Genomic DNA, 15373 nt, shown 5'->3' with positions numbered 1-15373 from the left:
GCATGGCAGTTTCGTCAACTAGTGTGCTGCGGCCTCGTGGCCTCAGCGTCGAGCAGCTTGGAGCGAACCGCGCTAAGGTGGTGGTCGAGCCGCTCGAGCGTGGCTTTGGTCACACCCTGGGCAACGCGCTGCGCCGCGTGCTGCTCTCTTCGATTCCGGGCAGCGCGATCGTCGAGGTCGAAATCGACGGCGTGCTGCACGAGTACACCACTCTGGAAGGCCTGCAGGAGGACGTGATCGAAGTCCTGCTGAACCTCAAGGACGTTGCCATCCGTCAGCACAGCGGTGACGAAGTCACCCTGACGCTGGCCAAGAAGGGCAAGGGCGTGGTCACCGCGGGCGACATCGCGGTCGATCACTCCGTCGAAATCGTCAATCCCGAGCACGTGATCTGCCACCTCACCAAGGATGTGGCTCTGAACATGCGCCTGAAGGTGCGTCGCGGCGTCGGCTACCAGCCGGCCAGCGCGCGCCAGCATCCGGATGACGAGACGCGGCCGATCGGCCGTCTGCAGCTCGACGCGTCGTTCGCGCCGGTCCTGCGCGTGGCTTACGAAGTGGACGCCGCTCGTGTCGAGCAGCGCACCAACCTCGACAAGCTCGTGCTCGACATCGAGACGAACGGCACGATCGGTGCTGAAGACGCCGTCCGCAAGGCGGCTGAAATCATCAACGACCAGCTGTCGGTGTTCGGCGACTTCTCGCGCCGCGAGAGCGACTCGACCAAGGCGGAGAAGGGCGGTTTCGATCCGCTCCTGCTGCGTCCGATCGACGATCTCGAACTGACGGTCCGCTCCGCGAACTGCCTCAAGGCCGAAAGCATCTACTACATCGGCGACCTGGTCCAGAAGACCGAGGTCGAGTTGCTGAAGACGCCGAACCTGGGCAAGAAGTCGCTGACGGAAATCAAGGATGTCCTGGGCGGGCGTGGTCTCGCACTCGGCATGAAGCTCGAAAACTGGCCGCCGCCGGGCCTCTCGCACGGCATGCAGCTGGGCTGATGCATCACGGGGCGATCGCTTTTCGATCGCCCCGATCCTTTGCGCCATCCGGTCGATGCCCAAGGCACTTCGATCGGCTTACCAAAGCGGTCCACAGAGGCCGTGCTCTTATAACGGGGCGTTTTGACAGCCTCGAATAGCGGGTAACCGCGGGAAGTCGACTCATCCTGATCGGCTTTTCATAACAACAGACATAGAGAGTAGACGTCATGCGCCACCAGAAATCCGGTCGCAAGCTCAACCGCACCAGCAGCCACCGCGAAGCGATGTTCAAGAACATGGCCGCGTCGCTGATCAAGCATGAGCTGATCCGCACCACCCTTCCCAAGGCGAAGGAACTCCGTCGCGTCGCCGAGCCGCTCATCACGCTCGCGAAGACCGATGGCGTCGCCAACCGCCGCCTCGCTTTCTCGCGCCTGCGCGACAAGCAGGCCGTCGGCAAGCTGTTCGTCGAGCTCGGCCCCCGCTACCAGCAGCGTCCGGGTGGCTACCTGCGCATCCTCAAGTGCGGCTTCCGCCCGGGCGACAACGCCCCGATGGCGTACGTCGAGCTGGTGGATCGCCCGGCTAAGACCGACGCCGTCGACGCCGAGTAAGCCTTTCGGCTCACCGTTGTCACGAAACCCCGGCAGGGTGACCTGCCGGGGTTTTTTTATGCCGCAAGTCGTTGTCACGGTTACAAATGAAACTGCGCGCGCCTACTGACAAACCCCTCCACAAAGCGTTAACGTGGGTGTCCCGCAACGCACCATCCCCCGAATGAACCCTCGTACCTGGTCCTTCCGCACGCGCTACCTCGCTGGATTCGTCGTCTGCATCGGTCTCATGGCGTTCGCGCTGTATTCGCAGTACGTCATGCACCTCGACCCGTGCCCGCTATGCATCTTCCAGCGCATCGCCGTGTGCGTCATGGGGCTGTTCTTCCTCATCGGGGGCCTGCATGCGCCGCGTACCACCGGCAAACGCGCGGTGTACGCCACGCTGATCTCGCTGGGTGGCCTCTGGGGCATCGCGACCGCGGGGCGCCACCTGTGGTTGCAGTCGCTGCCGGCGGACCAGGTGCCGGCGTGTGGGCCGGGCCTTGGCTACCTTTTCGACGCGTTTCCGTTCGTCAAGATGCTGGAGCTGGCGTTCACCGGCTCGGGCGAGTGCGCCAAGATCGAGCCGATCCTCGGCCTACCCATGCCGGCCTGGACGCTGATCTGGTTCGTCGTTCTCACCGTGTGGGCCATCCTGGCCGTTCGCCGCACCGTTCGTTGACTTCCCGCGCCCCGTGGGGCGCATCCAAGCAGAGCACCGTCATGTCGCACATCCTCAAAGCCGTAACGCCCCCGTCCATCGACTGGACGCCGGCATCGTGGCGGTCGAGGACCGCCCTTCAGCAGCCGACCTACGAAGACGCCGACGAGCTCAACCGCGCGCTCGCGCAGCTCGGCGAGCTGCCGCCGCTGGTGACGTCGTGGGAGATTCTCGCGCTGAAGCAGCGCATCGCCGAGGCGCAGGAAGGCGAGCGTTTCCTGCTGCAGGGCGGCGATTGCGCGGAAAGCTTCGCCGACTGCACGAGCCCCATCATTTCGAATCGCCTGAAGGTGCTGCTGCAGATGAGCCTCGTGCTCGTGCACGGCCTCAAGAAGCCGGTCCTGCGAGTCGGTCGTTTCGCGGGCCAGTATGCGAAGCCGCGCTCGGCGGACACGGAAACGCGCGACGGCGTGACGTTGCCCGCGTTCCGCGGCGATCTCGTCAACAGCCCGGAGTTCACGCCCGCGGCCCGTCGCGCCGATCCGAATCGCCTCATCAAGGCGCACTCGCGCTCGGCGATGACGATGAATTTCGTCCGCGCGCTGATCGACGGCGGCTTCGCCGATCTGCACCATCCGGAGTACTGGGACCTGGCCTGGGTCGAACACTCGCCGCTGGCCGCCGAGTACCGTCGCATGGTCGCCAGCATCGGCGATTCGCTGCGTTTCATGGAAACGCTGGCCGGTCAGTCGATCTCGAGCTACTCGCGTGTCGACTTCTACACCTCGCATGAGGCGCTGCTGCTCCACTACGAAGAAGCCCTCACGCGCCAGGTGCCGCGCCAGGACGGCTGGTTCAACCTGTCCACGCATTACCCGTGGATCGGCATGCGCACGGCCGCGCTCGATGGCGCGCACACGGAATACTTCCGCGGCATCCGCAATCCGATCGCCGTGAAGGTCGGCCCGACCGTGCAGCCCGACGACCTCCTGCGCCTGATCGACGTGCTGAACCCGAACGAAGAGCCGGGTCGCCTCACGCTGATCCATCGCATGGGCAACGACAAGATCGCCACGCAACTGCAGCCGCTGCTCGAGGCGGTGAAGCGCGAAGGCCGTCGCGTGCTGTGGGTCGCTGATCCGATGCACGGCAACACCGAGAGCACCAGCAACGGCTACAAGACCCGCCGTTTCGCGAACATCGCCGGCGAACTCGACCAGGCGTTCGACATCCACGCGGCGGCGGGCACGCGCCTCGGCGGCGTGCACCTCGAGCTCACGGGCGAGGACGTCACGGAATGCCTCGGCGGCGCGCGCGACCTGGTGGAAGGCGACCTCGACCGCGCCTACCGCTCGATGGTCGACCCACGCCTGAACTACGAGCAGTCGCTCGAGATGGCGATGCTGATCGTGCGCAAGTCGGGCGGCATGGGCTGAGCCAGGGCGCTATCGCCCTACCGACCACCCCGCCGTGGGCACCGGCGTACGCCGGTGCGACGGTGAGGTGTCCACCGATGCAACCGCATCGCCGCTCACGCGCGGGCAAACGCCATGAGCTGTAGCGCGCGACGGTGAGGCGCTACGGACGTACCCGCGTCGCCGCTCTTGCGCTGACGGAAACGCCGGGCGGAAGCACGAAGGTGAGGGCGCACCCACTCCACCTCACCGTCGCACCGGCGTACGCCGGTGCCCACGGCGAGGCGCAGGGACGAGCGACGCCGATCCGGACTCACGCCGTACGACACGAGGCCAGTCGCCTCGTCTCGTCGCGAACGCGGCCTCCGTTACCCATGCCGCCCCAACGCCCACGCCACGTGCTCGCGCACGACCGGCGACGGATCGTCGATACGCGCGCGCAAGGCGGTCACGACGGCGTCGCTCGTGTCGGCATTGCCGAGCCCGACGGCGATGTTGCGCAGCCACCCTTCGTAGCCCGTGCGGCGGATCGCCATGCCTTCCGTTCGCGAGAGGAACTCCTGCTCCGACCAGGCGAACAGGTCGACCAGGCGCGGACCATCGAGGCTGTGGCGCGGCGCGAAATCGGGCTCGGTCGCCTCCTGGGCGAACTTGTTCCAGGGGCAGATCAGCTGGCAGTCGTCGCAACCGAAGACGCGATTGCCCATCGGCTCGCGCAGTTCCACGGGAATGCTGCCCTTGAGCTCGATCGTCAGGTAGGAGATGCAACGGCGTGCATCGAGCCGATACGGCCCGACGATGGCCTGCGTCGGACAGATGTCGATGCAGCGCCGGCAGCTGCCGCAGTGTGCGCTGGCCGGCTCGTCGATGGGCAGGGGCAGGTCGGTGTAAAGCTCGCCGAGGAAGAAGTACGACCCCGCGCGCTTGTTGATGAGCACAGTGTGCTTGCCGATCCATCCGAGGCCGGCGTTGCGGGCGATCGCCTTTTCCAGCACCGGGGCCGAGTCGACGTAGGCCCGGTAGCTGAAGTCGCCGATCCGCTCCTGGATGCGCGACGCCAGCTTCTGCAGGCGGTTGCGCATGACCTTGTGGTAATCGCGGCCGAGGGCGTAGCGCGCGACGTAGGCCTTGTCGCTGTCGTGGATGACCTCCCACGCGTTCGCGGTGCCGGGCGGCACGTAATCCATGCGCACGGAGACGACGCGCAACGTGCCGGGCTCCAGCTCCGCGGGGCGGCTACGACGCGTGCCATGCCGGGCCATGTAATCCATCTCGCCGTGATGCCCCTCGGCGAGCCAGCGTTCGAGGTAGCCCTCGTCCGCGCCGAGATCGGTGCCGGCGATGCCGACATCGGCGAAGCCGAGCTCGCGCGCCCACGCCTTGATGTCGCTGGCGAGCGTGACGTAATCGATGGCGGCGGAAACGGACATGCGGCCATTGTACCGGGGCCTATAATCGGCCGATGACCGCCACCGATCCGGGCATCGCCCTCTTCACATCCGAACAGTCCCGAGCGATCGACCAGCGCGCCATCGGCGAGCTGGGCATTCCCGGTTTCGACCTGATGACGCGCGCGGCCGCCGCGGCGTTCGCCATGTTGCGCAGGCGCTGGCCCGACGCACGGCGCCTGCGGGTGGTATGCGGGGCGGGGAACAATGGCGGCGACGGCTACCTCGTGGCGCGCGACGCGCTGGCGAGCGGGATGGACGTCGACCTCGTGGCGCTCGACCGTCCTCGCGGCGACGACGCCCTCCGCGCCCGCCAGGCGTTCGAAGCGCTGGGCGGTCGCGTGCACGACGTCGCCGCCTGGGCTTCCCTCGCACCGGCGGACGTCGTCGTCGACGGCATCTACGGCACCGGGCTCAACCGTGCTCCCGAGGGCGTGGCGAAAACGGCGATCGAAGCGATCGACGCGCTGGGCGCACCGGTGCTGGCCCTCGATGTGCCCTCGGGCCTTTCGGCGGACACCGGCGATTGCCCGGGCGTGGTCGTGCGGGCGACGGCGACGGCGACCTTCATCGTGCGCAAGCGGGGGCTGCATACGCACCGGGCGGCGGTCGCGGGCGACGTCGAGCTGCATACGCTGGATCTTCCCGCCAGCATCCAGGGCGAGGCCGACGCTCATCTGCTGGTCGAGGCGCACCTGCCGCCGCGCCCGCAGGATTCGCACAAGGGGAGCAACGGGCACGTGCTGGCCATCGGCGGCGACCATGGCACCGGCGGCGCGGTCCGCATGGCCGCCGAAGCGGCCCTGCGCACGGGCGCCGGTCTCGTCAGCGTCGCCACGCGCGACGAGAACGTGCTCGCGATGAACGCCGCGCGGCCGGAACTCATGGCGCATGGCGTGAACGGGCCGCAGGCGCTCCAGCCGATGCTCGACAAGGCGTCCGTGCTCGCGCTTGGTCCCGGGCTTGGACAGGCCGCCTGGGGGCACGCGCTGTGGACGACCGCGCTCGACGCGGGCCTGCCCACGGTCCTGGACGCCGACGGACTGAACCTTCTGCAGGCCGAACCGCGGCCCCTGCCGGCGAGCATCGTGCTGACGCCGCACCCGGGCGAAGCCGGGCGACTGCTCGGCGTTACGACCGTCGCCGTCCAGGCGGATCGCTTCGCCGCCGCGCGCGAACTGGCGAAGCGTTACCGCGCCGTAGTCGTGCTGAAGGGGAACGGCAGCCTCATCGCCCGGCCCTCGGGCGAACTCTCGGTCTGCCCCTGGGGCAATCCGGGCATGGCCAGCGGCGGCATGGGCGACACCCTGACCGGTATCGTGGCGGGGCTGCTGGCCCAGGGCTGCGACGCCTACGAAGCGGCCTGCCTCGGCGTCGGGCTGCACGCGCGCGCCGCGGACGTGGCCGCGCGGGACGGGCAGCGCGGCCTGCTCGCGGGCGACCTGCTCGAACCCTTGCGCCGCCTCGTCAACGGAATCCCCGCATGAGCGCGATCGAACTGCACCTGCCCGACGAGGACGCGACGACCGCCTTCGGTCAGCGTCTCGCCGCGACCCTTCCCGATGGACTGGTCGCCTTCCTCTACGGCGACCTCGGCGCGGGCAAGACCACGTTCGCGCGCGCGTTCCTTCGCGCGCTGGGCGTCGGCGAGCGGGTGAAGAGTCCTACCTACAGCCTCGTCGAGGGCTACGACCTCCCGGACCGACGGGCCTTCCACCTCGATCTCTACCGCATCGCCGATCCTGGCGAGCTCGAATGGCTCGGTCTGGACGGTCTCGCGGAACCGGGTGCGATCGTGCTCGTGGAATGGCCCGAGCGCGGCGCGGGCGCGCTGCCGCCGGTGGACGTGGAGCTCCACTTCCGCCACGAACGGGACGGGCGTGCCGTCCGCCTCGAGCCGCGCTCCGAGCGTGGGCGCCGGCTGACGCGCCAGCTCGCCGCGATCTGACGATTTGCGGGCCATTCCTGTATGGACGTTGACGAAGTGTTCGCAGGTCTTGGATTAGCAAGGAAAAACGTCTTGCATTCAGCGTGGGCTTGCAGTTCAATTCTGAACGTATGAGGGGAATCACTAGCAAACTCGGCCTTATCGCGTGCGTGACCGCCGTCGCGGCGATGGCGCCTGCCGCCTCGCGGGCGGCCGACGTGAAGGCCGCTCGTGTCTGGGCCGGCCCGGAATACACCCGCGTCGTGTTCGATCTTTCGGGTCCGGCGACTTATAAGATGTCCCAGGGCGACACCCCGGGTAGCGTCGTGCTCGACATCGCCGGCAGTGCCATCGCGGGCGACTTCGCCGCGCCGGGCGGGCAGGGCCTCTTCAAGTCCATGACCGCGGGCAAGCAGGGCGCCGCCGCGCGCATGGTCGCGACGGTGGATCCGAAGGCCAAGCCCAAGAGCTTCCTGCTCAAGCCGGCGGGCGATTATGGCTACCGGCTCGTGCTCGACCTCTACCCCGGCGGGCAGAGCGACCCGGGCGACAACCCCGTCACCGACGATGCCCCGTCGATCGCCGATGCCAGCGCCGACGCGCCGGTCGCGACGCCGGTGCGCGCGACGCGCGGCAAGACCGTGCCGCCCGGCAAGCCCCCGCTGCTCGCCGCCGAGCGCAAGGTGGTGGTGGCGATCGACGCCGGTCACGGCGGCGAGGATCCGGGCGCGCGTGGCGCGACGGGCCTGCGCGAGAAGGACGTCACCCTGCAGGTCGCGCGCGAGCTGGCCGACCAGATCAATCGCCAGCCCGGCATGCAGGCCGTGCTGACCCGCAACGGCGATTACTTCATTCCGCTCAAGCGCCGCTATCAGATCGCGCGCGAGCACAACGCCGACATGTTCGTGTCCATCCACGCGGACGCCTTCAAGAACAGCGATGCCAAGGGCTCGTCCGTCTGGGTGCTCTCGCCGCGCGGCAAGACCTCCGAAGCCGCCCGTTGGCTGGCCGATCGCGAAAACCGCGCCGACCTCGTCGGCGGCGTCTCGCTCGACGACAAGGACGACACCCTCGCCGCCGTGTTGCTGGATCTCCAGCAGGGCTACGCGATGCAGGCGAGCGAATCGATCGCGGGCAATGTGCTCAAGGCCCTGGGCCGGCTCGGTCCCACGCATCGCGGCTACGTCGAGCGCGCGAACTTCGTGGTGCTCCGTTCGCCGGACGTGCCGTCCATCCTGGTCGAGACCGCCTTCATCACGAACCCGGACGAAGAGAGGCGCCTGCGCGACGACGGCCATCGCCGCTCGCTGGCCACGGCCGTGCTCGGCGGCGTGCGCAACTACTTCGAATCGATGCCGCCACCCGGCACCTGGTTCGCCGCGCAGGCCGCGCGGCGCAATGGCACGTCGGTCGCTTCGGCGGCCCCCGCCGCCGCCCAGGACGACGACAACGCACCGGCCGCTCCGCCACCGCGCGCGACGCCGAAGAAGGCCGCGGACAAGGTGGTCGCGAAGGCCGACAAACCCGCGCCGGCCCCTGCCAAGCCCTCCGGGCGGGCCGACGACAACGTGCGCGACGTGCACCGTGTCAACCGCGGCGAGACCCTCACCGGCATCGCGCAGCAGTACGGCGTCTCGGTCGGCGCGCTGAAGATGGCGAACAAGATGACCGACAACAACGTGCGGATCGGCACGGTCATGGTGATTCCGTCGGGCTGAGACGCACCAGGACGGGCGTGGCCTGGTAGGAGCGCGCCCTGCGCGCGACATCTTTTGGGGCCGGGTGCTGCAGGCCCTGGCGCGTCGCGCGAAAAGCTGTCGCGCGCAGGGCGCGCTCCTACCATCTTCATCGGCTATCCTTCGTGGCTTGCAAGCCCGCAGGTCATGCCGTCATGCCCATTCGCCCGTTGCCGCCCGAGCTGATCAACCAGATCGCGGCCGGTGAAGTCATCGAACGCCCCGCTTCGGTGGTCAAGGAACTCGTCGAGAACAGCATCGACGCTGGCGCGCGCCGCATCGAAGTCGACATCGAGCAGGGTGGCGTGCGCCTCATCCGCGTGCGCGACGACGGCGGCGGCATTCCGCGCGACGAGCTGCCGTTGGCGGTGGCGTCGCACGCGACCAGCAAGATCGGCAGCTTCGACGATCTCGAGCGTGTCGCCAGCATGGGTTTCCGCGGCGAGGCGCTCGCGTCCGTGTCGTCGGTGGCGCGTTTCTCGCTGACCTCGCGCCAGGCGGGTGACGATTCGGCGTGGCGCATCGAGGTCGACGGCGGCCGCCTGATCGATCCGCGCCCGGCGCAGCATCCGCAGGGCACGACGATCGAGGTGCGCGACCTCTTCTACAACGTGCCCGCACGACGCAAGTTCCTTCGCGCCGAGCGCACGGAGTTCGCGCACATCGACGACCTGCTCAAGTCGCTGGCGCTCGCGCGCGAGGGTGTCGACATCCGCCTCAGCCACAATGGCAAGCCGGTTCGCCTGCTCAAGCCGGCGCGCGACGAGAACGCCGCGCTGGCCCGTGTCGCCGAGGTGCTCGGTCCCGAGTTCCCGGGCCAGGCGCTGCGCGTGGAGCACGAGGCCGCCGGCATGCGTCTGTCGGGCTGGGTCGGTCTGCCGACCGCGTCGCGCTCGCAGGCCGATCAGCAGTACTTCTACGTCAATGGTCGACTCGTCCGCGATCGCGTCGTCGCGCACGCGGTGCGCCAGGCGTACGCGGACGTCTTGTTCCATGGGCGGCACGCGGTGTTCGTCCTGTTCCTCGAACTGGACCCGGCGGGCGTCGACGTCAACGTGCATCCGGCGAAGAGCGAGGTGCGCTTTCGCGAACAGCGCCTCATCCATGACTTCCTCTTCCGCACGCTGCACGAGGCGCTCGCGCACACCCGCGCGGGTCACGTCGCCGCGAACGCCGATGCCGCACCCATGGCGATGCCGTCGATGGCGGGCGCGTCGTTCAGCGGCGGTGCGCCGGTGGCCGCGTCGTACCCGGCGTGGCCGCAGGCGGCGAGCCAGTCGCGCCTGAGCCTGGGCGTGCGTGAGGAGCCGCTCGCCGACTACGCGACGTTGTTCGGCTCCGCGTCGCCGTCCTCCTCGCCACTGCCGACCGCGCCCTGGACGCCACCGCCCGGCGCGGAGGCCGACGAAGCGGCCGGCGTGCCGCCGCTCGGTTACGCCATCGCGCAGCTGAAGAACATCTACGTGCTCGCGGAGAATGCGCACGGCCTCGTGCTGGTGGACATGCATGCGTCGCACGAGCGCATCACGTACGAGAAGCTCAAGAATGGGCGCGTCACGGCGAATCTTCGCTCGCAGATGCTGCTCGTGCCGCTGTCGATCGCGGTCAGCGCGAAGGAAGCCGCGGCCGCCGAAGAACATGCCGAGGCGCTCGGGGAGTGGGGCCTCGAACTGTCGCGCAGCGGTCCCGGCGGTGTCGTCGTTCGCCGCATTCCTTCGCTGCTCGAAGGCGCCGACGTGAGCCAGCTCACGCGCGACGTGCTCGCCGAGCTCGCGCAGCACGGCAGTTCCCGTCGGCTGGAGGAACTCGAGAACGAGCTGCTCTCGACGATGGCCTGTCACGGTTCGGTCCGCGCCGGTCGTCGCCTCGGCATTCCCGAAATGAACGCGCTGCTGCGCGAGATGGAAGCCACCGAGCGCTCCGGTCAGTGCAACCATGGCCGCCCGACCTGGGTGCAGCTCTCGCTCGGCGAGCTCGACAGGCTGTTCCTGCGCGGCCGCTGATGGCAGGCGGCGCGCGCTCCCAAGATGACTGAGGAATCTCGATGACCGACGACACCCTGGCGCAGGCGCGCGCCACGCGACTTGCCCGGCTGACGGCGCCGGATGGCTGGCTCAGCCTCATCGGTTTCGACTGGCTGGCGGAAGGTCCGCAGCGCGTCGGCAGCGCCCCGGACAACGACATCGTGCTGGCCGCGGGGCCCGAGCACGTCGGCACGATCGTGCTTGCCGCCGACGGGACGACGACGCTCGAGGTCGAACCCGGCGCCGGCGTGCTCGTCGACGGTCGCGAGGTCGCCCATGCCACGCTGCTCGACGACGCCGCGGGCCGCACGCCCACGGAAGTGCGCTTCGGCACGGCGCGCCTTTTCGTCATCCTGCGCGACGGACGCAAGGCGCTGCGCGTCCGCGACGAACAGGCGGAAACACGTACGCGCTTCGCTGGCTTAGATCACTTTCCCGAGGACGCGTCGTGGCGCGTCGTCGCCGACTGGGTGCCGTTCGATCCGCCGCGCGATCTCCAATTCGGCACGGTGCTCGGCACCATCGAGACGGAAAAGGTGCCCGGCAAGGCGGTGTTCGAGCGCGACGGCCGCACGTTCGAACTCATGCCCATCCAGGAGACGCCGGATGCGCTGTTCTTCGTTTTCGCCGACGGCACGTCGGGTAAGGAAACCTATGGCGCGGCGCGCTTCCTCGACACGGCGCTGCCGCGCGACGGCAGGCTCGTGATCGACTTCAACGAAGCGCGCAATCCGCCGTGCGCGTTCACGCCGTACGCGACGTGCCAACTCGCGCCACCCGAGAACCGGCTCGATGTACGCGTCGAGGCCGGCGAGCTGAAGTACCGGGGCGGGTCGCACTGAGGCGAGCACCCATCGCCGATACGATCGGCTCCCACCCTTCGGTAGCCCCGTCGCTGGGCCCAGCTACCGAAGGGTGGGAGCCGATCGCATCGGCGATCCCCGCATAGCGGGCCGGGTCGCGAAAGAGGTCCTACCAAAGGGTGGGAGCCGATCGCATCGGCGATCCCCGCGTAGCGGGGCCCGATACCGCTTACGTCCCCTGGAACGTCGGCTTGCGGCGTTCCAGGAACGCGCTGGTGCCCTCGCGCATGTCGTCGGTGGAGAACGCGATCGCGAAACCCTGCGTCTCGAACGCGAGGCCCTGATCGATCGCGCATTCGCCGCCTTCGATGACGGCGTCGAGGATGCCCTTGAGGGCGAGGGGCGCGGCCGCGGCGAGCTGGTCGGCCATGGCGTCGACGCCGGCGTCCAGTTCATCCGCCGCGACGACGCGCGTCACGAGGCCGAGCCGTTCGGCGCGCGCCGCGTCGATCTGGGCGCCGAGCAGGCACAGTTCCAGCGCCGCGCCGCGTCCGGTCAGTCGGGTCAGGCGCTGCGTGCCGCCGAAGCCGGGAATCAGGCCGAGACCGATCTCCGGCTGGCCGAATCGCGCCTTGTCGCTGGCGACGCGCAGGTGGCACGCCATGGCCAGCTCCATGCCGCCGCCGAGGGCGTATCCGTGGATTTTGGCGATCACCGGCTTGCCGAGGCGCTCGATGGTGAGCATCAGCTCCTGGCCGGCGCGCGACGCCGCCTGCGCCTTGACCGGCGACCAAGCCGTCATCTCGGAGATGTCGGCGCCGGCGACGAACGCCTTCTCGCCCGCGCCCGCCAGCACCACGACACGCACCGCCTCGTCCTGCGCCGCCTGGCGGAAGGCCATCGTCAGCTCGCCGATCGTCTCGCGGTTCAGCGCGTTGAGCTTGTCGGGGCGGTTGACGGTGATCGTACGGACCGCGCCGCGGTCGGCGGTGGTGAGGGTGCGAAAGGCCATGACGACTCCTGGCGGGGTGGGGCGGGGAGCCGGATGGTAGCAGGGGGCGGGGAACCTTTACCCCCCGACGGGCGTCTCATGGCGTACGGGCGGGCCGCGTGCCGATGGACTATCCTCCACGCACGCCCAAGGTTCCGGGTTCACGGAGAACGGGATGTCACCCTTGCGTTTCCTGGTCATGTCGCTCGCGCTGTCGCTCGTCGCGGCGGCCGTATCGGCGCAATCCGCGCCCACGCCGCCCGCGTCGGGGGCCCCGACGATCGACAAGACCAGGCTCTCCTATGCGATCGGCTACCAGATCGGCACTCAGTTCGCGAACAGCGCGCAGCCGGACGTCGACATCGCCGTCCTGGTGAAGGCGCTGCAGGATGGCTACGCGAAGCGGCCGCCGGGTGTGCCGGTGGACGTCATGCAGCAGCAGCTGGTGAACTTCGACGCGAAGGTGCAGCGCGATTCCGTCGTGGAGTTCCGCCGCGTCGCCGCCGACAATGCCCGGCGCAGCGCCGCCTTCCTCGCGCGCAATCGCACGCGCCCGGGCGTGATCACGTTGCCGTCGGGCATCCAGTACGCCGTGCTCGCGAAAGGCAGCGGGCGTCAGGCGCAGGTCACCAGCACCGTCGTGGTCAATTATCGCGGCGCGCTGATCGACGGTACCGAATTCGACAGCTCGTACGCGCACGGCAAGCCCGTCACGTTCACGGTCAATCGCGTGATTCCAGGCTGGCAGGACGTCATTCCGCGCATGCGCGTGGGCGATCGCTGGAAAGTCGTCATTCCGCCCGGTCTCGCGTACGGCGAGCGCGGCGAGCTGCCGCGCATCGGGCCGAACGAGGCGCTGGTGTTCGAGATCGAACTGATGGATATCCGGCAGTGACGGCGGCGAAAGCCGATGTGACGCGCTCGGGATAACCGACCGCCTCGCGGTGGATCCCGGCGTGCGCCGGGATGACGGCATGGCTGGCCGACGTGCTTATCGTTGTCCTCACCGTCACCCCGGCGTACGCCGGGGTCCACGGCCCCGGTGTCCGGCCGTGCGAGAACGCCCCTTCGCCCGTGCTTCGCGACGCGACGCGCTAGAATGCCCGACGCCATGCCCATCGCGCCTTCGCTCACCCTCCCGCTTTCTCCCTGCACCGGCGTGTGCCGCCTCGACGCGCGCGGCCTGTGCATGGGCTGCCTGCGCACGGGCGACGAGATCGCGCGCTGGACGTCGATGACCGACGCGCAGAAGCGCTGGTTGATGGACGAGGTCCTGCCGGGCCGCGAGGCGCAGTCGGAATGACCGACGACATGCTCGCCCGGCTTCGCGGTGCGCTGCTTCCGCTGGAGGCGCCGCCCGGTCCGCGCGGGTGGAACCACGACGACATGGCGGAGCTGATCGGCGAGGGTCCGCGGCGACGCGCGGCGGTGCTGATCGGCATCCGCGACGATCGCGAACAGAACGTGCTGCTCACGCTGCGCACCGACACCCTGCAGCAGCATGCGGGGCAGGTCGCGTTTCCCGGTGGGCGTGTGGAACCCGACGACGTGGACGTCGTGGCGACCGCCTTGCGCGAAAGCCACGAGGAGATCGGCCTCGACGCGTCGATGGTCACGCCGCTGGGTTTCCTCGAGAGCTTCGAGACGATCAGCGGCTACACGGTCACGCCGGTCGTCGCGCGCGTCGCCGCCGACGCGGCGCTGAAGCCCGATCCCGGCGAGGTGGCCGAAGTGTTCGAAGTGCCGTTCGCGTTCTTCATGGACCCGGCGAACCTACGTCGCTACACGATGGATTTCCGCGGTCACCCGCGCGACATGGTCGAGTTCCTCCACGCGGGGTATCGCATCTGGGGCGTGACGGCGGCCATCCTGTTCAACCTGCTCAAGCGGATGGGACACCCATGCTGATTTCGCGCACGCTGATCGACGCCACGACCGCCAGCCGTCTGCCCGCGCACGACGTGCTCTTCGTCGACACCCGTTTCGATCTCACCCAGCCCGGCGGCCGCGATCCCGGCAAGGGCGACCAGGACTATGCGCTCTCGCACATCCGCGGCGCCGTGCGCGCGGATCTCGACCGCGACCTCGCCGACATGGCGACGCCTTCCAACGGCCGGGGCAGGCACCCGCTTCCCGACGCCGCGTCGTTTTCCGCATGGCTCGCGCGCGCCGGCTGGCGTCCCGACCTGCAGGTCGTCGCCTATGACGCGGCGGGCGGTTCGCTGGCCGCGGCCCGCTTCTGGTGGCTCGCGCGCCTCGCGGGCCTCGACAACGTCGCCGTGCTCGACGGCGGCTGGCCCGCATGGATCGCCGCCGGACTTCCCGTCGACAACGCGGTGCCGGTCCGCGAGGCGACCGCGGTGCACGTGGCGTTCGACGCGGCCGGCACGGTGTCCGCGGACGAACTCGCCGAAGGCGTAGGGGCGGGCCGTCTCGTGCTGCTCGACGCGCGCGCGGCGCCGCGCTTTCGCGGCGAGGTCGAGCCGCTGGACCCGGTCGCGGGTCACGTGCCCGGCGCGCGCAACCGCCCGTTCTCGGACAACCTCGAGGCCGACGGCACGTTCCGTCCGGCGGAAGCCCTGAAGCAGGCGTTCCGCTCGCTGATCGGCCCGCACGACCCCGCCGACGTCGTGCACATGTGCGGCTCCGGCGTCACCGCCTGCCACAACCTGCTGGCGATGGAGTACGCCGGCCTGTGCGGCTCGCGTCTCTACGCGCCGTCGTGGAGCGGTTGGGTGAGCGACGCGTCGCGCGGCGTCGCGACGGGCGACAGCTGACGGATCGGCTCC

General features: G+C 69.2%; 13 protein-coding genes and 1 pseudogene. 12 read left to right on the top strand and 2 right to left on the bottom strand.

The genetic code is table 11. The features are described 5' to 3' along the window. Positions 1–2 precede the first annotated feature (2 nt). From rpoA to BMW54_RS09680, 4 genes are all read left to right on the top strand, one after another. On the top strand, positions 3–1001 hold the full coding sequence (gene rpoA, locus BMW54_RS09695; protein ID WP_090054970.1) for a DNA-directed RNA polymerase subunit alpha: 999 nt from the start codon (positions 3–5) through the stop codon (positions 999–1001). A gap of 209 nt (positions 1002–1210) precedes the next feature. Further along, the gene (gene rplQ, locus BMW54_RS09690) at positions 1211–1597 is read left to right on the top strand and encodes a 50S ribosomal protein L17 (protein WP_090054969.1); all 387 of its coding nucleotides are present in this window, start codon (positions 1211–1213) and stop codon (positions 1595–1597) included. Positions 1598–1760: 163 nt separating this feature from the next. Then, on the top strand, positions 1761–2261 hold the full coding sequence (locus BMW54_RS09685; RefSeq protein WP_090054967.1) for a disulfide bond formation protein B: 501 nt from the start codon (positions 1761–1763) through the stop codon (positions 2259–2261). Between the two features lie 41 nt (positions 2262–2302). Next, positions 2303–3676 carry a class II 3-deoxy-7-phosphoheptulonate synthase gene (locus tag BMW54_RS09680; RefSeq protein WP_090054966.1) on the top strand — a complete coding sequence of 458 codons (1374 nt, stop codon included), beginning with the start codon at positions 2303–2305 and terminating at the stop codon, positions 3674–3676. Positions 3677–4023: 347 nt separating this feature from the next. On the opposite strand, the gene queG is transcribed toward BMW54_RS09680, so the two are convergent. Further along, complete coding sequence (gene queG / locus BMW54_RS09675) at positions 4024–5085, bottom strand: tRNA epoxyqueuosine(34) reductase QueG (protein WP_090054964.1); 1062 nt, start codon at positions 5083–5085, stop codon at positions 4024–4026. Between the two features lie 32 nt (positions 5086–5117). Between queG and BMW54_RS09670 the strand changes: the two genes are divergently transcribed. From BMW54_RS09670 to BMW54_RS09650, 5 genes are all read left to right on the top strand, one after another. Beyond that, positions 5118–6590, top strand: a complete 1473-nt coding sequence (locus tag BMW54_RS09670; protein ID WP_090054963.1) for an NAD(P)H-hydrate dehydratase — start codon at positions 5118–5120, stop codon at positions 6588–6590. Continuing rightward, positions 6587–7051, top strand: coding sequence for a tRNA (adenosine(37)-N6)-threonylcarbamoyltransferase complex ATPase subunit type 1 TsaE (tsaE, locus tag BMW54_RS09665; protein WP_090054961.1), 465 nt, complete (start codon positions 6587–6589; stop codon positions 7049–7051). The genes BMW54_RS09670 and tsaE overlap by 4 nt, the downstream gene beginning before the upstream one ends. 110 nt (positions 7052–7161) lie before the next feature. Beyond that, positions 7162–8748, top strand: a complete 1587-nt coding sequence (locus tag BMW54_RS09660) for an N-acetylmuramoyl-L-alanine amidase (RefSeq protein WP_090054960.1) — start codon at positions 7162–7164, stop codon at positions 8746–8748. Between the two features lie 173 nt (positions 8749–8921). Beyond that, positions 8922–10769 carry a DNA mismatch repair endonuclease MutL gene (gene mutL / locus BMW54_RS09655; protein WP_090054958.1) on the top strand — a complete coding sequence of 616 codons (1848 nt, stop codon included), beginning with the start codon at positions 8922–8924 and terminating at the stop codon, positions 10767–10769. Positions 10770–10810: 41 nt separating this feature from the next. Beyond that, positions 10811–11632 (top strand): DUF1684 domain-containing protein, encoded by an 822-nt coding sequence (locus BMW54_RS09650; RefSeq protein WP_090054956.1) that lies wholly within the window; start codon positions 10811–10813, stop codon positions 11630–11632. Between the two features lie 190 nt (positions 11633–11822). Here BMW54_RS09650 and BMW54_RS09645 read toward each other — a convergent pair whose 3' ends face one another. Then, positions 11823–12605: an enoyl-CoA hydratase/isomerase family protein gene (locus BMW54_RS09645; protein WP_090054955.1), complete on the bottom strand. Its 783-nt coding sequence runs from the start codon at positions 12603–12605 to the stop codon at positions 11823–11825. A gap of 154 nt (positions 12606–12759) precedes the next feature. Between BMW54_RS09645 and BMW54_RS09640 the strand changes: the two genes are divergently transcribed. The 3 genes and pseudogenes from BMW54_RS09640 (at position 12760) to BMW54_RS09630 (ending at position 15361) form a co-directional block, all read left to right on the top strand. Beyond that, positions 12760–13479, top strand: coding sequence for an FKBP-type peptidyl-prolyl cis-trans isomerase (locus BMW54_RS09640; protein WP_090054953.1), 720 nt, complete (start codon positions 12760–12762; stop codon positions 13477–13479). Positions 13480–13695: 216 nt separating this feature from the next. Further along, positions 13696–14492 (top strand): annotated as a pseudogene (locus BMW54_RS09635) (CoA pyrophosphatase). Beyond that, positions 14486–15361, top strand: a complete 876-nt coding sequence (locus BMW54_RS09630) for a sulfurtransferase (protein WP_090054951.1) — start codon at positions 14486–14488, stop codon at positions 15359–15361. The pseudogene BMW54_RS09635 and the gene BMW54_RS09630 overlap by 7 nt, the downstream one beginning before the upstream one ends. The last annotated feature ends 12 nt before the right edge of the window (positions 15362–15373 follow it).

The organism is Luteibacter sp. 329MFSha (assembly GCF_900111665.1).
Lineage (GTDB): Bacteria > Pseudomonadota > Gammaproteobacteria > Xanthomonadales > Rhodanobacteraceae > Luteibacter.
The sequence above is the reverse complement of the archived record's forward strand: the minus strand, read 5'-3'. Positions and strand labels throughout refer to the sequence as shown.